General features: G+C 35.8%; 22 protein-coding genes, 5 tRNA genes and 1 riboswitch. Of the genes, 7 read left to right on the forward strand and 20 right to left on the reverse strand.

Features of this window, described 5'->3' with window-relative positions; translation table 11 throughout:
- Window positions 1-206: 206 nt before the first annotated feature.
- Both R4146_RS08270 and R4146_RS08275 read left to right on the forward strand, forming a co-directional pair.
- Window positions 207-1,163: an NAD(P)-dependent oxidoreductase gene (locus tag R4146_RS08270; RefSeq protein WP_339960979.1), complete on the forward strand. Its 957-nt coding sequence runs from the start codon at window positions 207-209 to the stop codon at window positions 1,161-1,163.
- A gap of 90 nt (window positions 1,164-1,253) precedes the next feature.
- Window positions 1,254-2,018, forward strand: a complete 765-nt coding sequence (locus R4146_RS08275) for a sulfite exporter TauE/SafE family protein (protein ID WP_339960980.1) — start codon at window positions 1,254-1,256, stop codon at window positions 2,016-2,018.
- A 92-nt stretch (window positions 2,019-2,110) separates the two neighbouring features.
- Here the strand turns inward: R4146_RS08275 and thiM are convergent, their stop codons facing one another.
- The 4 genes from thiM to tenA are packed head-to-tail and all read right to left on the reverse strand — an operon-like array spanning window position 2,111 to window position 5,042.
- Window positions 2,111-2,893: a hydroxyethylthiazole kinase gene (gene thiM / locus R4146_RS08280; protein ID WP_339960981.1), complete on the reverse strand. Its 783-nt coding sequence runs from the start codon at window positions 2,891-2,893 to the stop codon at window positions 2,111-2,113.
- A gap of 1 nt (window position 2,894) precedes the next feature.
- A complete protein-coding gene (gene thiE / locus R4146_RS08285; protein WP_373695357.1) occupies window positions 2,895-3,539 on the reverse strand; it encodes a thiamine phosphate synthase in 645 nt (214 codons plus the stop codon).
- On the reverse strand, window positions 3,526-4,338 hold the full coding sequence (gene thiD, locus R4146_RS08290) for a bifunctional hydroxymethylpyrimidine kinase/phosphomethylpyrimidine kinase (RefSeq protein ID WP_339960982.1): 813 nt from the start codon (window positions 4,336-4,338) through the stop codon (window positions 3,526-3,528). The genes thiE and thiD overlap by 14 nt, the downstream gene beginning before the upstream one ends.
- Window positions 4,338-5,042 (reverse strand): thiaminase II, encoded by a 705-nt coding sequence (tenA, locus tag R4146_RS08295; protein WP_339960983.1) that lies wholly within the window; start codon window positions 5,040-5,042, stop codon window positions 4,338-4,340. The genes thiD and tenA overlap by 1 nt, the downstream gene beginning before the upstream one ends.
- A gap of 97 nt (window positions 5,043-5,139) precedes the next feature.
- A riboswitch (TPP riboswitch) is annotated at window positions 5,140-5,231 on the reverse strand.
- A gap of 127 nt (window positions 5,232-5,358) precedes the next feature.
- Here tenA and R4146_RS08300 point away from each other — a divergent pair.
- On the forward strand, window positions 5,359-6,165 hold the full coding sequence (locus R4146_RS08300) for a carbon-nitrogen hydrolase family protein (protein ID WP_339960984.1): 807 nt from the start codon (window positions 5,359-5,361) through the stop codon (window positions 6,163-6,165).
- 41 nt (window positions 6,166-6,206) lie between these two features.
- On the opposite strand, the gene R4146_RS08305 is transcribed toward R4146_RS08300, so the two are convergent.
- The 4 genes from R4146_RS08305 to R4146_RS08320 all read right to left on the reverse strand — a co-directional run bounded on the left by R4146_RS08305 (window position 6,207) and on the right by R4146_RS08320 (window position 8,512).
- On the reverse strand, window positions 6,207-6,392 hold the full coding sequence (locus R4146_RS08305) for a hypothetical protein (RefSeq protein ID WP_339960985.1): 186 nt from the start codon (window positions 6,390-6,392) through the stop codon (window positions 6,207-6,209).
- 475 nt (window positions 6,393-6,867) lie between these two features.
- The gene (locus R4146_RS08310; RefSeq protein WP_339960986.1) at window positions 6,868-7,119 is read right to left on the reverse strand and encodes a hypothetical protein; all 252 of its coding nucleotides are present in this window, start codon (window positions 7,117-7,119) and stop codon (window positions 6,868-6,870) included.
- A 20-nt stretch (window positions 7,120-7,139) separates the two neighbouring features.
- On the reverse strand, window positions 7,140-7,478 hold the full coding sequence (locus tag R4146_RS08315) for a hypothetical protein (protein ID WP_339960987.1): 339 nt from the start codon (window positions 7,476-7,478) through the stop codon (window positions 7,140-7,142).
- A gap of 272 nt (window positions 7,479-7,750) precedes the next feature.
- A complete protein-coding gene (locus R4146_RS08320) occupies window positions 7,751-8,512 on the reverse strand; it encodes an alpha/beta fold hydrolase (RefSeq protein WP_339960988.1) in 762 nt (253 codons plus the stop codon).
- 215 nt (window positions 8,513-8,727) lie between these two features.
- Between R4146_RS08320 and R4146_RS08325 the strand changes: the two genes are divergently transcribed.
- Together R4146_RS08325 and R4146_RS08330 are read left to right on the forward strand one after the other, a co-directional pair.
- Window positions 8,728-9,354 (forward strand): DapH/DapD/GlmU-related protein, encoded by a 627-nt coding sequence (locus R4146_RS08325; RefSeq protein ID WP_339960989.1) that lies wholly within the window; start codon window positions 8,728-8,730, stop codon window positions 9,352-9,354.
- A gap of 208 nt (window positions 9,355-9,562) precedes the next feature.
- The gene (locus R4146_RS08330) at window positions 9,563-11,062 is read left to right on the forward strand and encodes an MFS transporter (protein ID WP_339960990.1); all 1,500 of its coding nucleotides are present in this window, start codon (window positions 9,563-9,565) and stop codon (window positions 11,060-11,062) included.
- A 36-nt stretch (window positions 11,063-11,098) separates the two neighbouring features.
- Here R4146_RS08330 and R4146_RS08335 read toward each other — a convergent pair whose 3' ends face one another.
- From R4146_RS08335 to R4146_RS08355, 5 genes are all read right to left on the reverse strand, one after another.
- A complete protein-coding gene (locus tag R4146_RS08335) occupies window positions 11,099-11,263 on the reverse strand; it encodes a hypothetical protein (RefSeq protein ID WP_339960991.1) in 165 nt (54 codons plus the stop codon).
- A gap of 9 nt (window positions 11,264-11,272) precedes the next feature.
- Window positions 11,273-11,794: a GNAT family N-acetyltransferase gene (locus R4146_RS08340; RefSeq protein WP_339960992.1), complete on the reverse strand. Its 522-nt coding sequence runs from the start codon at window positions 11,792-11,794 to the stop codon at window positions 11,273-11,275.
- Between the two features lie 81 nt (window positions 11,795-11,875).
- Complete coding sequence (locus R4146_RS08345) at window positions 11,876-12,883, reverse strand: DUF4097 family beta strand repeat-containing protein (RefSeq protein ID WP_339960993.1); 1,008 nt, start codon at window positions 12,881-12,883, stop codon at window positions 11,876-11,878.
- Window positions 12,884-12,885: 2 nt separating this feature from the next.
- Window positions 12,886-13,497 carry a DUF1700 domain-containing protein gene (locus R4146_RS08350; RefSeq protein WP_339960994.1) on the reverse strand — a complete coding sequence of 204 codons (612 nt, stop codon included), beginning with the start codon at window positions 13,495-13,497 and terminating at the stop codon, window positions 12,886-12,888.
- 1 nt (window position 13,498) lies between these two features.
- Complete coding sequence (locus R4146_RS08355) at window positions 13,499-13,807, reverse strand: PadR family transcriptional regulator (protein ID WP_339960995.1); 309 nt, start codon at window positions 13,805-13,807, stop codon at window positions 13,499-13,501.
- Window positions 13,808-13,955: 148 nt separating this feature from the next.
- Here R4146_RS08355 and R4146_RS08360 point away from each other — a divergent pair, with 148 nt between their 5' ends.
- Window positions 13,956-14,528: a hypothetical protein gene (locus tag R4146_RS08360; protein ID WP_339960996.1), complete on the forward strand. Its 573-nt coding sequence runs from the start codon at window positions 13,956-13,958 to the stop codon at window positions 14,526-14,528.
- Between the two features lie 71 nt (window positions 14,529-14,599).
- On the opposite strand, the gene R4146_RS08365 is transcribed toward R4146_RS08360, so the two are convergent.
- From R4146_RS08365 to R4146_RS08395, 7 genes are all read right to left on the reverse strand, one after another.
- Window positions 14,600-15,334, reverse strand: a complete 735-nt coding sequence (locus R4146_RS08365) for a hypothetical protein (protein ID WP_339960997.1) — start codon at window positions 15,332-15,334, stop codon at window positions 14,600-14,602.
- A gap of 80 nt (window positions 15,335-15,414) precedes the next feature.
- Window positions 15,415-15,486, reverse strand: a tRNA-Gln gene (locus tag R4146_RS08370).
- Window positions 15,487-15,492: 6 nt separating this feature from the next.
- Window positions 15,493-15,564: transfer RNA gene (locus R4146_RS08375), tRNA-Lys, on the reverse strand.
- A gap of 3 nt (window positions 15,565-15,567) precedes the next feature.
- A tRNA-His gene (locus R4146_RS08380) sits at window positions 15,568-15,640 on the reverse strand.
- A 15-nt stretch (window positions 15,641-15,655) separates the two neighbouring features.
- Window positions 15,656-15,726, reverse strand: a tRNA-Trp gene (locus tag R4146_RS08385).
- Window positions 15,727-15,734: 8 nt separating this feature from the next.
- Window positions 15,735-15,817: transfer RNA gene (locus tag R4146_RS08390), tRNA-Tyr, on the reverse strand.
- 149 nt (window positions 15,818-15,966) lie between these two features.
- Window positions 15,967-17,361 (reverse strand): pectate lyase-like adhesive domain-containing protein, encoded by a 1,395-nt coding sequence (locus R4146_RS08395; RefSeq protein WP_339960998.1) that lies wholly within the window; start codon window positions 17,359-17,361, stop codon window positions 15,967-15,969.
- A 167-nt stretch (window positions 17,362-17,528) separates the two neighbouring features.
- Here R4146_RS08395 and R4146_RS08400 point away from each other — a divergent pair, with 167 nt between their 5' ends.
- A complete protein-coding gene (locus tag R4146_RS08400) occupies window positions 17,529-18,041 on the forward strand; it encodes a hypothetical protein (protein ID WP_339960999.1) in 513 nt (170 codons plus the stop codon).
- The last annotated feature ends 40 nt before the right edge of the window (window positions 18,042-18,081 follow it).

Consider the following 18,081-nt stretch of genomic DNA (forward strand, 5'->3'; position numbering starts at 1 on the left):
GTGAACCTTTTTCCGTTGAATTCATCATCTCGAATCAACTCCTTTTTATTATTATGTATCAATTAGAAGATTAAAATTAGATTAAAATATAATTGATGCTTATAATTAAAACATAATTAAAAAATTAAGTCAAGCATTATTTTAGCGTTATTCTCAAAATCAGTGTATAATTATTTAGTTTAATAAAAATTGAAAGGGTGTTAATTTTGAATATTTTAGTTGGTGCACCAAATCCAAATTTTGACTTACAAGTGATGAAAGCAAAAATGCTAAAACATCCAGGATTAATGAAGGAACATCTATATTTTACTGATCAGAATCTATCCCAAGCTGAACTAGATTCAATCGATGTTATTATTGGTTATGATTCAAAACTAGTTCCAGCAATTATCGATAATCCCAACAATCGTCTAAAGTGGATTCAATCATTGTCAGTGGGCATTGATTACTTCCCATTGGATGAAATTAAAGCCCGTGGGATTCGCATGGCAACGGTCAAGGGTATTCATTCCGAACCAATTGCTGAAACGGTGCTTGGAATGATCCTAGGGCAATACCGGAACCTAAATCGGATGGCAAGAATCCGCAGCTGGCAAAAACCGGCTAATCCGTTTAAAATTTTAGCTGACCGGACGGTAGCTATCTATGGAACGGGAAGTATTGGAACCCGAATTGCTGAAATGCTTAAAGTCTTTGATGTAAACGTGATTGGAATCAATCATAGTGGTCATGCAGCTAAGCACTTTGATGAAACTTTTGCGATGCAACAAAGTGTGGATGCGGTTGCTAACGCTGATGTGATTATTAATTCATTACCGTTAATTCCAGACACTGATAAGTTCTTTAATCATGATTTCTTTAGTCAATTAAAGCGCCAACCACTATTTATTAACGTGGGGCGCGGGGGCAGCGTGGTGACTGATGATTTGATCGCATCCCTAGAACAACATCAATTAAGTGCTGCATCCCTAGATGTCATGGATCCAGAACCATATCCAAGTAATAGTCCACTCTGGCAAATGGATAATGTCTTTATTTCACCCCATATTGCTAGTTTGTTCGATCAATATGGTGAACAAGCATTAGAAATTTTCTCTAAAAACCTTCGTGAATACGAATATGACGGGTCATTATTGGTCAACGAAGTTCAATTTAAATCTTAAAAATAAAGCGTCCGCTTTTCTAAACTGGAAAAGAGGGCGCTTTTAGGTCTATAATAAGTAGTATTACATACGAAAAGGTAGTGAAAGATTATGCATTTTAGTATTATGCAGTTACTATTACTATTTCCGTTCGGTATCTTAGCGGGAATCGTTAGTAGTACTGTCGGTATGGCATCGTTGGTTTCTTACCCAGCTTTATTGTACATTGCAGGGTTACCACCGGTGTATGCGAACGTTACGAATAGTTCGTCAGTTATTTTTAACGGAATTGGCTCAGGATTATCTTCTATTCCCGAATTAAAGGGGCATGTTAAACAATTAGTGACCACTTCCGTTTGTATCTTCTTAGGGAGTATCTTAGGAACTTACTTGTTGTTGCACTTCTCAAGCGCTTCATTTCCCAAATTAGTTCCATTTTTCATTTTATTTGCCGCCATTACAATGGTATGGCCTAAGAAAAATAAGGGCGCTGCGGAAAATGAATCAGTTGGTAAGTTCGGTCAAGCTTTATACGCAATTGCTACGGTCCTAACCGGTGCTTATGTGGGATACTTTGGAGCCGCTTCTGGGATCATTGTTAATGCAATCTTATCGAAGATTACCGATGAAAAATACGCTGTTTACAATGCCATTCGAAACGTTTCTACGTTTGGTGGGAACTTAGTAGCAATGGTTATCTTTGCTTTCCAATCACACATTTACTGGATCTTAGTCCTACCACTTGGTTCTGGATTACTGATTGGTAGCTACATCGGACCTAAGATCGTCAGAGTGGTTCCTGAAAAAATTATTAAATGGATCGTTGCAATCCTAGCATTTGGACTTGCAGTTGAGCTATTTATTCAAGCTTATTAATCGCAATTAGCAGTTATTTCATATTGCTAGAAATTAAAACGGGATTAGTCAATAATGGCTAGTCCCGTTTTTTTCGTGTCGTGAATGAAAAATTAAACTTGATGGATTTTCATTCGGGTGTCAATAACTTCGTCTGTGATGGTCGCTAGTTGGTTATATAACTCAACAAAAAATGATGCCGGTTGGTTCGGATACTTTTCACCAGCTAATTCACCAGCAATACTGAACGTAGCAGTAGCGCGTACTAACGCCTTTAAACCATGTTCAGTCGCAATGGCCGTTGCTAGAATGCCGTCTAACATGTCACCAGAACCTACGTTAGTTTGAAAGTAGGGGTGGCCATTGTCGACACAGTAGGTGGTTTCACCATCGGTCACAATATCCTTGACCCCGGATAAGACGACCCAGCAGTGATAACGATGAGCTGCCTTTTTTGCAATCGCTACGACATCCCCATCTCCATTACCAGCATCGATTCCATTGGCTTGCCAATTAACATTGGCTAAGTATGCAATTTCACCAGCATTGCCGCGGATAACATCAAAGGCCACTGCTTCAGCAGCCCGCGCAAAGTTATCCTGTCTTAATTCAGTTGCACCAATGGCGACTGGATCAATCACAACGGGGATACCACGTTTATTAGCAACTTTACCACTAGCAATTACGTTGCGAAGAGTGGCTTCATTAGTCGAACCCATGTTAAAAACCACTCCTGAAGAAATATTAGTTAATCCAGCAGCTTCTCGTTCGTCCGTGAACATAATGGGTGAACCACCATAAAAATTGATAGCATCAGCCACGTGTTGTGGAGTTACCATGTTAGCAACGTTTAAAATAACGGGATTAGTTTCGCGAATTGATTTAATAGTTAACATACTACGCTTCTCCTTTAAGGTGTTTGATAGTTAGGGGGATGTTTTTACTTTGCATAATGTCTGAAATGACGGCAACGCCACTAACGGAATGTTTAAGCACCGCATCAACATTATCTTCATGAATTCCACCAATAGCAACAATTGGTTTCAAAGTAGCTTGATTCATCGTAAAGAGACCATCGAGTCCGATGGGTTGTTTAGCATCATCCTTACTGTTAGTGGCATATATAGGACCCACACCAATATAGTCGACTCCAGTTAAATCACCGCTATTCATTAATTCATTGGGATCATGGACCGATAGACCAACGATCATCCCGTCAGCTTGTTTAACGATTTCTTGAATCGGGGTGTCACTTTGCCCTACGTGGATTCCGTCGGCATCAATCGCTCTAGCAAGCGCCAAATCATCATCAACGATCAATGGAACGCCATATTGTTTAGTAATGTCGCGGACCGTTTGACCTAATTCAAGGCGTTCTTGACCCACGAGGGCACCTTTACCTTTTTCACGGTATTGAAACATTGTGATTCCACTTTGACAAGCAGTGGTTAGTTGTTCAATAAACTTGGCCTTATCGCCGCCAATATTTTGAGTCCCACCAATAAAGTAGACCCGTAACATGTCTGGATTAAATTTCAACATCAGTATTTTCAGCTCCCCAATGATTAAGTGGACCATGACCTTGGCCCACGTGAATTTCATGTTTTAGAATTTCGTTCATATAGGCCTTTGCCCGCCGAATGGCTTGTTCGACGTGACAGCCCTTAGCAATTTCAGCAACGATAACGGATGACAGTGTATCACCAGTCCCATGTTTACGCTTAGAATCAACGTGATCACCAGTCAACCAAAATGCAGTCCCATCTGCTAGTAATACATAGTCTTTATTCTCAGGGCCATCACTATGACCGCCCTTAATGATAACGTTCTTAGCACCTAGTCGTTGAATTTCTTTAGCAGCATTTTTAACGGTTGCTAAGTCATCAATTGGGTGTTTAACGATCGTTTCGGCCTCTGGTAGATTAGGGGTAATGATATCAGCCAGTGGAATTAAGTCGTTGATGACGGTATCAATCGCATCATCAGTTAATAACTTAGCACCGCCCTTGGCTACCATAACGGGATCAACAACTAGGGTTCCAAATGAATAATGCTTAATATTTTTAGCTACGGCCTTAACATGGGCCGCATCAAAGAGCGCACCTGTCTTCGCAGCTTTGATCTTAAAGTCCTCCGCAACTGAAGCGAACTGAGCATCGACCATCTCCAGTGGTAATGGATAGACTTTTTGCACATCTAAAGTATTTTGAGCAGTAACACCAACGACCACGCTGGTACTAAACACATGACAAGCTTGCATTGTCTTGATGTCGGCCATCATTCCAGCGCCACCACCAGAATCAGTACCAGCGATCGTTAATGCTTCTGGAAACTCACGCATTAGAATTCCTCCTTACTAGCAGCATCTAATGTTGCTTTGAAGTGCCAATCCTCTTGCTTATATGCTTGTTCCCAGAATTGCCATTCTAATTCGCAACTCTTTAGGAAGTATTGGGTGGCTTCAGTTAATTCTTCTGGGGATGCATGTTCTGCAAAGCGGTCAACAAAGGCAAAGACCGTATCACTTAGTGATTTATCACCCTTAGGGGTTGCATAGAATTCGATCCAGTCCTTAAATGGGTTGTCATCATTTGCTGCCCCTTGAGCTACTAAGTGATCAGCAATCTCTGCATACGTCCAAGGACATGGTTGAAACGCTGCTAAGATATTTAACAATGAGCCCGTTTCACCCGCCCGGTGCATATGTGATTCGTATAGGTATGCTTTAGGGGAAGGCGTGGCATGCTGTTGACTTTCGTATGATACTCCAGCAATATTGCAAAAAATATGGTGGGGATGAATCTCACTATTTAAAATGAAGCTAATTTGATCATTAAAGAAACTCATTAATTCGCGATCATTGGATTTCGCAATTGCATTTCCATAAATTTTGATAAATTCGCTTAGGTATTGATAATCTTGTTGAACATAGAATTTCAATGCGGCACCAGGAACGTGTCCATTGGCAATGCCTTGAATGAAGGGATGTTCAAAAATACCTTTTAAAATGGGTTGCGCTTGTTGCTTTAGTTGATCAGAAAACATAGGTGAATCCTCCTAAATTATAACTATCCAGGGAAAATAAAAACGACCCACACCGAACTAACTTCGGGGGTGGGTCGCCTATAATCATCTGCGATTATCTTCGATTCATGCCACGTTCCTACGCTAGTGTTATCTAGATTCAGGTTCAATGGGTATTATCTCAGCCAAACGGCACCCCAGTGGATAGTCATTTATATTCAATTCCAGAACTAATATACCATATCTAATATAAGGTGTCTAATGGAACTTACAATGATTGACATTGCAGTGACATAAGATTAGAATTTGCTTAAAAGATAATTAGGAGGATTAGGCTTTGAATTATAAAATTGCACTAGCACAATCATTTTCTGACCTTGATCAAACCGTTAATCAACATAAATTGACCCAAGTTACTAAAGAGGCCGCCGAAAAGGGCGCTAAATTAGTGGTATTTCCGGAAATGTTCATGAGCACGGTTTCCGCCACTGCGGATTTAGATGTAATCAATCAACATGCTGAATCGCTAGAAGGACCATTTGTTAACAATGCCAAACAAGCCGCAATTGATAATCAAGTGTGGGTAATATTTGGGATGCGCGAAAAAAATGATGATGGCAATGATCAACGAGTTTATAATACAATCGTAGTTATCGATAATCATGGTAAAATCGTTAGTACGTATCACAAAACGCACTTATATGATGCTTTTGGCACTAAAGAGTCTGACCAAATTAAGCCAGGTGATAAATTATTCGAACCTATTGACACGCCATTTGGTAAAATCGGGTTGTTTGTATGCTATGAATTACGATTCCCAGAAGTGGCTCGCTATGAAGCAATTAATGGAGCTGATGTTATCATCATTCCAACGTCATGGTTTAGTGGTCCCTTAAAGGAATATCACTGGTCCACATTACTAAAAGCACGTGCAATTGAAAATACTACCTATGTTGTTGGATGCGATAAACCAGCTAGTAATGACCGTGTGGGTTTAAGTCAAGTCGTTGATCCAATGGGCGTCACAATTGCTCAGGCAGGGAGTGACGAAACAATCTTAATTACTGAAATTGACTTAGATAAAATTAAGACCGTTAGAAAAACGTTACCATCAGCTAATCAAAGAATTCCTAAATTATATTAAGTTACAAAAACCGGTTTAGCATCTGCTAAACCGGTTTTTTATTACGATTGATTTCCATCAGAAAAGGCCCCTAGAACGCCTAAGACAATTAAAATAATGGCACCCCAGAAAAATACCTTTAACATCCAAATGATGGCAGCGATTAACAATAGCCACCATAGCCAACTACTGAGGAATTTCCAGACTAACCATAATACAAAGATGGTTAATAATAAAACGATAATCATTCATCACCATTCCTTTGAGATCATGTTCTTATTTTAGCATAAACATTGTTAGACCAACATCTTTATGTTCAATTAATTAAGTCTTGTGAATTTTTTCACTAAAAAACATAATTTGAATCAACCATTATTCTATTTAGCTTTCTATATCATGGTTAGATAGTAACCGTGATATAGAAAGAAAATCATCGATTTACAGAGACGCGCTCAGACGTTGACTTCACTTATTTAAATGATAGATTGGTCGAAACCATCTAAATTGACTATTGAATATAAAGTGTAGTATTATATCATAATAAATGAAGGGAAAGATGCAATTATTAAATCTCATCGATTCAAACCAGGGCTAAGAAGAATGACAACCCCTAAGCCAAAAGACTTTATTATCAGTTTTTCATGCTGGGGAATTATTGCATTTACAATTTGGATGATCGTAAAATAAAAAACCTAAGGCGCTGGCCTTAGGTTTTTTATATAGTTATTTTGATAGTTGATTAATATAATTAATGACGTCATTCTTGCTTACTAACCGATGATACTTATAGTTATAAAACATTGGTTGATATTTTTCAATTTCATCTAAATCATGTTGATCATTAGTGAAGTGGGCAACATCACACGCATCACCAATTGAATCTACTTTAGGATAGTTTAAATCATCCATGAGACTACCAAAAACTGTGTCTGGAGTTTCATGTTTTAATGCTTCTATATATTTTTCATAGTCCAAGATATTATACCTGCTTTCAATTACTTTTGAAAACGCTGTAGAACTGATGGCAAGGGGGTCTTTCTAACAGAAATGTCCATTGAGATAAACTTTTCATCATCATCATAAATTGGATTAAAATCATATGCAGCGCCAAAACTACCTAATAACATAAATAAAATCCCTAATTCAGATGATTGGCCCATATTAGTAGCTAAGTTTAAATCCGCCGGATCAGAGTACGAAAATGTAATATTTCCATCCGGATCATCATCAACATATATTTCTGCATCATGATTAATATCCGGTGTCGTTAAATACATATATCTAACAAATTCTGCTAAGTTGGAAAACCGTAAGATTACTTTATTAAAATCCATACGAAAGACTCCTTGCTAAATTAATATGTGTTTTACACTTTTATTTTAACATAATTCTTTTTAGGGGGCTTTTACTATGCATTACTTTACATAAGATATATTATCTGAACTTAATTGAATGATAAACAGGGTACTAGATTATTTAAACCTAAAAGTCTGTATATCATTCCCAATTTTATCCGCATTTAAATTTGCTGCATTGCGTTCTGCTGTAATTCAGTATGGTATAACTATGTTTTTAGTTATTATAATTATTACTTTATTAGTTGTTACTAGCTTTTAGATTTAAATATATTCAATGAATCGATCCAGCTATTTATAAACATCGCTACTTCTTGCCAGCCATTTTGGGCAACTATATTATGGGTCTTTCCATTAAAAACATGATAATCAACAATTCCATTAGCATTAGAATATGCTTTAACATTTTTAAGCTGGATAATTGGTGGTTGTGACTTATCCCTATCTCCTGATATAAAAAGCAACGGCGCGTGTTCTTTGTTAAAATCAATGTGACCATCTCGATTTATAGTTTTAGGAATAAGCTTACTTGATCTAATACAGTTAGCTTTCATAAACTTCTCTGTATCACTCATTGATAACTCATTTGTCACATACTTGTTATACCAATTTTTATCCATTAATATCGGGTCTTTAGAGAATGGACCTAACATTTTTAAGTTTGATATTAGCCAATCCAGATTAAAAGCAGCAATATTATTAGCCGGTCCACTTGCAATTGTTATCCCTGCTGCGCCCTTATCCATATTAATCAATTTTTGAACGATTATGCCACCTAATGAATGACCAATTAAAATCGGTTTTGTATCTAAAGAATCTATAAAATGGACATATTGTAACAGCACGTCTTCAAAACTAGTGGCAGCTTTAATGTCTTCGCTATCCTGTTTAGAATGATTTATCCATGTAGGTGCATAGCATGTATACCCTAATGATTTAAATAAAGTAATCCATTGATTCCAAATATCACCTGTATTCATAAAGCCATGAATAAATACAATGTTTTTGTTCATATAAGTTCTCCCTTAATTTGCTTTAATTAAAACTTACCCTATTATACCTAATATTAAAATGATTCACTAATCAAAACCATTTTAATGGAAACGCTGAGTTATTCCTAGCGATTTATGGATATTCTTAAATTAACATCAGCCATTATACTATTCAAAATTTCATTTTATTAGTATAATGGTTGAACAAACTTATCTTAATAAAGAAGGTGCACAATATGCATATTGATTTTCCTAAGCTATCACAAAACGAGCCAACTATTGGTAAGGGTTCTAAAACTAAGAACACTAAATTTGGCCAATGGGTCGAACTCGGTGAAAACAACTTAATCGATAATTGTACAATTGGTGATTATGACTATACTGGACAGTACTGCTTTATGCAAAATACTGATTTAAAAAAGTTTATTAGTATTGCTGCAATGGTAAGAATTGGACCAACCAATCACCCTTACGATCGGCCAGCTCAACATATTTTTGCATATAACGGGGCTGCATACGGCTTTGAACCTAAAGATGATGAATATCTAGCTAATCGTAAGAAAATTAGGACCACCATTGGTAATGATGTCTGGATTGGCCATGGAGTAGTCATCCAAAGTGGATTAACCATTGGTGACGGTGCTGTGATTGGCGCAGGAGCAATTGTAACTCATGATGTTGAACCGTATACAATCGTTGGCGGAACGCCTGCTAAAAAAATTAAAGATCGGTTCCCAGATGAAATTAAGGCTGATTTACAAAAAATCGCATGGTGGGATTGGTCTCGTGAAAAGTTAGAAAAATACTATTTAGACTTTAGATTACCAATCGATGAATTTGTTCAAAAACATATTAATGATTAATAAATTAACGTCCTAGCTAATCGCTACGGGCGTTTTTTGATACTATCCTATTAATTATAAAATTGTAATCATTTTAAACCAGTGTTAAAATTTTACTTACTAAAGTAAAGACTATTTAAATTTCCTCGGTGGGAAAAGCTAATTCTTAATTGGCAGGTGGGCTCGTGTTGATCGACACGAAGGAAATATATTTTAAGGAGTCTTTTATATGCAAAATCGGCGAAAGTGGTTTGCATTAATTGCAGTTTGTTTAGGCTTTTTCATGGGATTATTAGATGTAACGGTCGTCAACGTTGCTCTCCCCACTATTCAAACTAGCTTTAACAGTAGTTTCAGTCAACTACAATGGATTATTAATGCTTATACATTAATTTTTGCTGCTGTATTATTCTTAATCTCTAAGTTGGGTGACTTAGTTGGACGTAAGAATGTATTTATATGGTCATTGATCATTTTTTCAGTGTTCTCACTAGCTTGTAGTCTCGCCCCTAATGTTTGGATCTTAATTATTTTTCGCGCACTCCAAGGAATTGGTGGCGCTGGAATGTTAAGTTTATCGATGAGTATCATTGCAGATACATTCGAAGGCCCAGAACGCGGATTAGCGCTTGGCATATGGGGGAGTGTTGCTGGATTATCAACAGCCCTAGGCCCATTGATTGGTGGAATTCTATTAAGTTTCTTTAGCTGGGAATCCATTTTTCTAGTTAATCTTCCAATCGGAATTATCGCTTTGTTTATGAGCTTTAAGTATATTCCTAAGTCGAGAACTTTCAATAGTGGTAAGGTCGATATCATTGGGATGATCCTATCATTTGCATTCATGTTTTGCTTAATCCTGGGATTAATTCAAAAGGAAACCCACTATAACTATAGTTGGTTTGATTGGCATGTTGCTTCTCTACTAGTTGCAGGAATCGTCCTAATCATTATTTTTGCATTGTTTGAAAATCATATTAGTTCTCCGATGCTTAACTTATCCCTATTGAAAAATAAACAAGTCCTTGGTAGTGCCCTATCAAATCTTACCTTAGGAATGGCTATCTATGCCTTGTTTAGCTATATTATTGTTTTATCTCAAGATTACATGGGATATTCTGCATTACAAAGTGGTTCACAATTAATGATTATTAGTGCTTTTTCATTAGTATTAGGGCCTATTTCTGGTAAAATTGCTAGTAAAATTAACCCTGGATTGATTATTAGTATGGTTTTATTTTTAGCTGGAATTGGGATGTTCATTTTACCACCTCTATTAGGTAATCATAATTCATGGCTAGTTATGGTTCCAACGTTTATTACCTTGGGACTTGCTAATTCACTTATCAATCCCCTATCATCAAATATTGCAGTTAGTGACGTTGAACCTAAGTCTATTGGGATGACTTCGGGATTACTCAATGTTGGGAAGCAATTTGGAACTAGCCTTGGATTAGTAGTCCTAGGTTTAGCAATGACTGGTACTTATAACCATGCGTTAGCTACTGCTAAATTACCAACCCAGTTAATATCAACACTACAAACTGCTGGACCATTTTCTGGTGGTGCAATTGCTAAGCATGTTAATAATACAGAATTTCAATCTATTATTCATAACTCGTTTTTCCGTGGGATGGATAGCGTAGCAATTACATCTGGAGTTATCTTTATAATCGATGGATTACTATGCTATTTGTTATTATGTAGAAAGCCAAAACAAATTGCATAAAATAAAAACAGATACCATGTTGATGGTATCTGTTTTTTAAATTATAATGATAACTCCAAAGATTAACACTGCAACTGACATTGCAATTGCCATTAAAACATTATCCTTACGCTGCTTTTTATTCCGATGCAATAAAATCAAGCACCAATATAAAATTGTAATGATTAGTAAAAATAACCAAGCAGCTAGCTGACTTTTCATTAATTAACCTCAATCTGCAATTCGTTTGCCTAAAATATTCAAACTTCTTTGTTTACCGTCCATTAATGCAACATCTGGTAAATGCCCCCATTGTTCATAACCATTCTTTTCGAACAAGTGTAGACTAGGTGTATTATGAGCAAAGATAAATGCTAAAATGTTTTTAACACCAATTCGAGCGGCTGCTTTTTCAGCGTGGTTAACCGCAGCATTCCCTAATCCCCTGTGTTGGAAGTTATTATCAATGTAAATACTAATTTCAACTGTTTCATCATAAGCAGGTCTTCCATAAAAGCTACTTAAGCTCAACCAGCCAGCTCGATCACCATCGTAGTTAATGATTAATAGTGGTCGATGATTAGGTTCATGTTGTTTGAACCATTCTACTCGTTCCCCCACTGAGATGGGTTCTAGATCAGCAGTTGCCATTCGGCCAGGAATTGATTCATTATAAACATCAACAATGTACGGTAAATCGGAGCGTGTAGCTTGATTAAACTCAATATTATTTGTATGTGCATCTAAGTCCATGTTAGAAAACCTCCAATTTGTTAATAATTCCATTATAGCTAAGAAGCGGAAGAAATGCATTTCTTCCGCTTCTTTATTTTGTTAATATTCAGAAATATCAATATCCCCATCGTCTGTATGGAATGAGTAATTTTTACTTGTCTTCATTTGTTGATTTAGCTTACTTGGGATTCTTACATCACCGTCTTGAGTGTTAGATGTAATCTTTGCGTAATCACTTAATTTCACGGTTCCTCTAATATCCCCATCTTCGGTTTTTGCATCCAAATTATGCTTGATAATCTGGTGTTTAAATGATACATCTCCATCAGAACTACTGAGTGATAAAGTATTCCAGTTATTAGTGCTTAATATAATATCACCGTCATCTATATTAACTCTGCTACTACCATCATTAATAATGTTGTTATTTATTCTTAAATCGCCATCATCAGAAGATAAGTCAAGTTGTTTAAACTGGCTGTCACTAACCGAGATATCACCATCATCAGTATGCAAGTCACTTGCTGATTGCTTAAAACGACTATTTTTAATATTGATATCACCATCACTAGTATAAAGACTTAATCCATCTGCTGTAACATGATTTAAATTAACATCATCAATGTTATTTAACGCTAGTTTGTTGCTAAGTACAATTCCATCCATCGTCAAGTCATATGCAGAATTATTTTGTTGGTAACTAGTTAGTTTGGTATCTTTAGGGATGACAATCGTAATTTTTGCATTATATTCCGCATCACCAAAGTCGATCAACTTAAAGTTACTAAATAATGATTCGTGCTTTTTACCATTTATAATTAACTTATTATTTTCAACATGATAATCAGTTTGATGATTTTTAGCATCTACGCCAATAACTTTAAAGCGATTCCCATACTTAACTTGAACATCCATATCACTATTAACTTGAATTTGGTTAAAATGACTCAAACGCTTTTCGTATGTCTTTCCATAGGATTCTTGCTGGATTGATTGTATAAGCTGATTTATACTACTAAACTTATCTTTCACTTGAGTAAAACTAAAAATAGAAATAATAAACCCGATTATAATCAATAGAATCCCTGTATATTTAATTCTTTTCATAATTAGCCCCGCTTCTTTTCAGCATTATTTCTCTTTACTGTTTTTTGGTAAAACCAGATACTCGTTTTTTGAATCCAATGAATTAATCGCTTTGAAAATTTAATAATAAATGGAATTAACAACAAGACGATTCCGAAGGATATCATACTGACACCAATCAACAGTAGACTAAGCATAAAGTTAGTAGATAAATGTATTAATGCCCAGCCAAAAATTATTATCGAAGATATAAAGCCGGAAAAGACAACTAATAAGATACTAACAACTAATGCAATTGCTGTAACAATCATTCCAAAAATCACCATTAAAGCGCCAAATGCTAATGGCAGCCAAAGCGGCGATCCAGCAATTGCTGCAATAATTAGCCAGATACTTAAAGTGGAATTATGATTTCGTTTATTATCCATTCGGCTACCGTCAATAGTGTTAATTGAATCATCTGCTAATATCTTATTTGCTAATGACTTGGGCGTTCCTAGCTCAGTAACACAATCATTGTATGTAGTAAATCCTCCGTCTTCTAAGTAATTTGAATAGTAATCAATACTATCTTCTAAATCAACTGGGTCTAAACGCTTCAAATAAGTGCTTAACTCTTCAATATATCTATTCATTCTAATCCCTTCCCATTAAGTTATTAATCCCAATCTGGAATTTGATCCAATCTGTTCTTAATACTGATAACTGTTTACGGCCTGCATCTGTAATTTGATAATAACGTCGATTACGACCCTTATACGGTTGATCATAAGTAATGACTAAGCCTTCTGATTTTAAACGACGCATTACTGGATACATAGTTGAATTTGATACTGATATGGAATTTTGAACTAACTTAGTTAACTCGTATCCATATAAATCGTTTCTACTCAAGATTCCTAGTACGCATCCATCCAACAAATCCGTACTAATTTTAATTGCCATATTATCGCCTCTTTAATATTATATGTCATATATTATATGGCATATAATATTATAATTCAATTATTATTTTATAAAAATTACCAAGAATAATTCAACTTACCTTAATTTAATGGTAGGATAAATACATATTAAAATAAGGAGAATTAAAATGAACAATAATGAACCAGAAACGCGAGTTGAACGATATGATCGACACTCAAAATCGAATCCTAATGATAATCAACAGTTAGATAATGCAAATAATCAATTAACCAATGGATGTAAAAAGAAACATCACTATGGACGCTGGATTATGGCGATTATTGCCATTCTTTTAGTATGGGGGATTGTTCAAGTTAATCACCAAGTCAGTGAATTAAAAAATACACAACGTAAAACTGATACGGCTCTTGATAAAGTCATCAAAACCCAAGGTGAAAAAATTGCTGCAAAACGTTTACCAAGCGAAGTTAAACCGCAAGTTATTAAAATCATTCAAACCACCCCACTAAGTGAATTACAACGTGCCGCTAATAATGAATCATTATTTAATCAAATTGCAACTCAAAATGATATTCCGCAGGAATATTTATTGCAGGCGCAAAGTGCCTGGTTTAATGCTAATAATCAGGCATTGAGAAACGAAATTGCTAATGGCCAACTGTTGGCTGCGTATAATATATTGAGGGATGCTGCTAGTGATAACAGTAGCAGTTCAAACGTAACCAGTAGCAGTAATTAAAATATAATAAAATAAAAGGAAAGGCCTCAGTTAAAACATAACTAAGGCCTTTCCTTTTATTTTGATTGAAACTACCGAATGATTGTATCACGACTATCCTTTATAATTTGTTGGATATCTTGATCCAACTGGTCTAGATGCTTAATTGTAATTCTTAAATTTTGCCCTTCTAATGATAATGAATCAATCATTGAATCTAAATCAATGTCTTCTTTAGGTTCATCGCCCTTTTGTCTAAATGTTGAACTTAAATCACGATACGTCATAAGTAGTTTCTTATTATCATTGAATAAATTAGTAATAATTTGATCAATATTATTATAATCACTTTCAGATAAGTCCATAGACATTAATCGATTTTTAGAGTAATTATAAAAACTAGCAAACTGATCAACATCAAAGTCATCTAAAAAATTTTGGGTATAGCGTTTAATCCCCTCAATCTTATTATTATTCTTAATATAGCGCTTAATAACTTTAACCTTTCTAGAGTAATCCAAAGTATCGTTCTTAATTCGATATAGATCACTGAGCAATGAATTTAACATTTGATATCTTTCAATAAATAACGAGTTATTTAAACTATCTAATCGTTCAGTTTTAATTTGCATCCTAGTTACAATAACAGTTCCAATAACCGCTACAATTGAACCTAAGTAGCTTCCTAAGAATGTAATCCAAACATCCGCTGATTTTTCCATTGGATAAATTAAATGTAGAATGAATAGCGGTGCTAAAATAAATAGCACAAAGATGCCAACGTACATAACGATATTCATTAGTAATTTCTTTAATTTCTCAATCATATGTAAATTATCCTTTTTATTGCATTTTAGTTTATTATACAGAAAAAGCGACCAACATGTTATGTTAGTCGCTTTAGTGATTGGGCTAGCTGGGTTCGAACCAGCGCATCACGGGATCAAAACCCGTTGCCTTACCACTTGGCTATAGCCCAATAATATGAGTTGTGATGGATATGAACCACCATCTCCTGGATAAAGAGTCCAGGGCTTTACAATTAAGCTAACAACTCGAGGGCGGTATGTGGGAATCGAACCCACGCGTGTCGGATCCACAAACCGATGTGTTAACCACTTCACCAATACCGCCAAATCATCATATTACAGGGATAGTAGGAATCGAACCCACATCAACGGTTTTGGAGACCGGTATTCTGCCCTTGAACTATATCCCTATAATCAATGGAGGGGAGTGGATTCGAACCACCGAACCCGAAGGAGCGGATTTACAGTCCGCCGCGTTTAGCCAGACTTCGCTACCCCTCCGAAATCTGTTTGATTAAATATCAAAACAACAATGTATATAATAGCTGATATTTTTTATTTCGTCAACCTCTTTTTTTATTTTTGTTTTATTAGTTAAAGTAAATTAATACTAAATATGTATTTCCAGATAAAATATCTGGAATTTAAGCTTATTTCATTAGCTTAATGTGTTGTTTACTGCCAACTAAATAGCCAGCCTTAATTTGATAAACTAATTTACCATTCCGATTTAATTTCTTACTAATTAATCGATACTGCTTTCCTGCTACTAGCTTACCATTCATCTTTTTGGTCAACTTAAAATCTCGGTATAAGGTAACCTTTAATTTGCCCTTCATTTTTTTAAGTTTTAGATATTTAACCTTGTTAGTTCGCTTAACCACCTTTTTAGGCTTTGATTGCTTTGTGCCTACCATATTATTAACTGGTTTAGCCGTATCATTACTAACACTATTAGTAACGCTAGTGGAATCGACACTATGATGACTAGAACTGTTATTTATACTACTAGAAGTGGCAGCGCTGTTAGCAGTAGTTGAATTACTTGCAGAATTGGTAGCCGCACTAAAATTATTAGGTACAACTGATGATTCACGATTTAATTGCGAGTGAGTCGTAGCAACTGGGTAGCTTGGAATAAATAACGGGGTTACCCTATTATTGTTAGCATTAGTTGCAATAGCAGTTCCAACCCTAGCACTGCTGTGGGTTGCCTGACTACTGGTTAAAGTCGGGTTTGAATTGGCAACATTTGAATTAGCACTATTCACACTGGTAGCTGAACTACCATCACTATCATTTGCGCTACTAGCCTCTGACTTGGGTTCACTAGTATTACTATTCGTTACACTTTGATCCGTGGCGCTACTAGTGTCACTAACTACAGGTACTTCAGTTGATGTTTTTGATTCCTCAGCTGAAGTGGCCGAACTAGAACTGGGTTGATCACTTGCGACACTACTAGCTGTTTCTGAACTACTAGCTGGTGTTGATTCATTACTGTTAGGCGCTGATTCATGGTGAGTTACTATAATTGCATCCCCACCACTAATCTCACTTCCCACCACTGATACAGCACTTAATTCAAGTGTAACTTGATTCGTGCTGCCACTATCTTGTGTAATCATTCCCGCTTGACTGGTTCCCTTTAAGGTTCCATTTTGAATTAAAATGTTATAATTATTCGCCGTTTGACTGAGCCTTAATTGAACTTGATTTAAATTAACTGTATGTTGATTTAAATCAATGGTCATTGCTCGACCTGCGATCCGCACTCGAAGTGAATCCAGACTTACATCAATATCTTGAGTTACCTTAATTCGATTGACCGATTCATCCTGCAATGCTGCCAATAATTCGGCTTGATTAGCAACCCGCACCGTTTGAGTTGTATTGATTGTATCTGCGGAAACAGTTGGTAACGATTGATTAGTTAAATATCCCCCACCGACTAAGGCCATCACTACTGAACTCACTACGATCCATCGTTTCTTGACTTTCTTTAATTTCTTTTTGTGCTGAATTGATTGATTTTGATTAAACATATGCTTAGCACCTCCGTTAATATATATATTCGCTAAACATTGATTAAATTTTTATTTTTTTGAAATTAAGTAGAAATTTTTATCGATTACCACAAAACATGATATTATTAATGTGGTAGTGATAACACCTATCCATCGATTAATTCAACCAAGAAAGGATGATTCCATTGGAACCTGAACAATCAGCACTAGCCAAGGTCAAATCATTATTAAACAAGGCTGAACAAGATCCGGCCACTCGCAATTACTATACTGAAGAAATTAATTTATATATTCGTTTTTTAGAGTTATGGGATAATAAAGACAATCGTGACCAATTCAGTCCTAGCGATCAAGAATTGATTACAGCATATATCAATGCATTAAATACTAAATTACTACCTGAGTATCAAGCAGCGCTTAACGACTTTGATGAAGACTTAAACTTACAAAATGTTGAGCTCCTTCATTTAACGCCTAAGGATAATAAAGCGAACCTATCTGAATATGTAACGTTAAGACAGTACTTCAATAACCAAATCACCCCTAACGCAATCATCGATGATATTAATAACATTGATGAACCCGTTAATACATTAATTGAACGTGATGAATTACCTAAGTATGCTGCAAAACTTGACTGGTTGGCATTAGATTTACTCATTAATGCCATTGCATTTAAACACTGGTTCAACCACTAAAAAAGACTTTCGTGATGTGCACCCCAAAAGTTGTACATTA

The organism is Nicoliella lavandulae, from assembly GCF_037546185.1.
In the GTDB taxonomy this organism is placed as follows: domain Bacteria; phylum Bacillota; class Bacilli; order Lactobacillales; family Lactobacillaceae; genus Nicoliella; species Nicoliella lavandulae.

Coding starts and splice junctions, on each gene's coding strand:
- R4146_RS08275 (WP_339960980.1), top strand. CDS start 1,254: ATGCATTTTAGTATTATGCAGTTACTATTACTATTTCCGTTCGGTATC.
- thiM (WP_339960981.1), bottom strand. CDS start 2,893: ATGTTAACTATTAAATCAATTCGCGAAACTAATCCCGTTATTTTAAAC.
- thiE (WP_373695357.1), bottom strand. CDS start 3,539: ATGTTGAAATTTAATCCAGACATGTTACGGGTCTACTTTATTGGTGGG.
- thiD (WP_339960982.1), bottom strand. CDS start 4,338: ATGCGTGAGTTTCCAGAAGCATTAACGATCGCTGGTACTGATTCTGGT.
- tenA (WP_339960983.1), bottom strand. CDS start 5,042: ATGTTTTCTGATCAACTAAAGCAACAAGCGCAACCCATTTTAAAAGGT.
- R4146_RS08305 (WP_339960985.1), bottom strand. CDS start 6,392: ATGATTATCGTTTTATTATTAACCATCTTTGTATTATGGTTAGTCTGG.
- R4146_RS08315 (WP_339960987.1), bottom strand. CDS start 7,478: ATGGATTTTAATAAAGTAATCTTACGGTTTTCCAACTTAGCAGAATTT.
- R4146_RS08320 (WP_339960988.1), bottom strand. CDS start 8,512: ATGAACAAAAACATTGTATTTATTCATGGCTTTATGAATACAGGTGAT.
- R4146_RS08325 (WP_339960989.1), top strand. CDS start 8,728: ATGCATATTGATTTTCCTAAGCTATCACAAAACGAGCCAACTATTGGT.
- R4146_RS08330 (WP_339960990.1), top strand. CDS start 9,563: ATGCAAAATCGGCGAAAGTGGTTTGCATTAATTGCAGTTTGTTTAGGC.
- R4146_RS08335 (WP_339960991.1), bottom strand. CDS start 11,263: ATGAAAAGTCAGCTAGCTGCTTGGTTATTTTTACTAATCATTACAATT.
- R4146_RS08340 (WP_339960992.1), bottom strand. CDS start 11,794: ATGGACTTAGATGCACATACAAATAATATTGAGTTTAATCAAGCTACA.
- R4146_RS08345 (WP_339960993.1), bottom strand. CDS start 12,883: ATGAAAAGAATTAAATATACAGGGATTCTATTGATTATAATCGGGTTT.
- R4146_RS08350 (WP_339960994.1), bottom strand. CDS start 13,497: ATGAATAGATATATTGAAGAGTTAAGCACTTATTTGAAGCGTTTAGAC.
- R4146_RS08355 (WP_339960995.1), bottom strand. CDS start 13,807: ATGGCAATTAAAATTAGTACGGATTTGTTGGATGGATGCGTACTAGGA.
- R4146_RS08360 (WP_339960996.1), top strand. CDS start 13,956: ATGAACAATAATGAACCAGAAACGCGAGTTGAACGATATGATCGACAC.
- R4146_RS08365 (WP_339960997.1), bottom strand. CDS start 15,334: ATGATTGAGAAATTAAAGAAATTACTAATGAATATCGTTATGTACGTT.
- R4146_RS08395 (WP_339960998.1), bottom strand. CDS start 17,361: ATGTTTAATCAAAATCAATCAATTCAGCACAAAAAGAAATTAAAGAAA.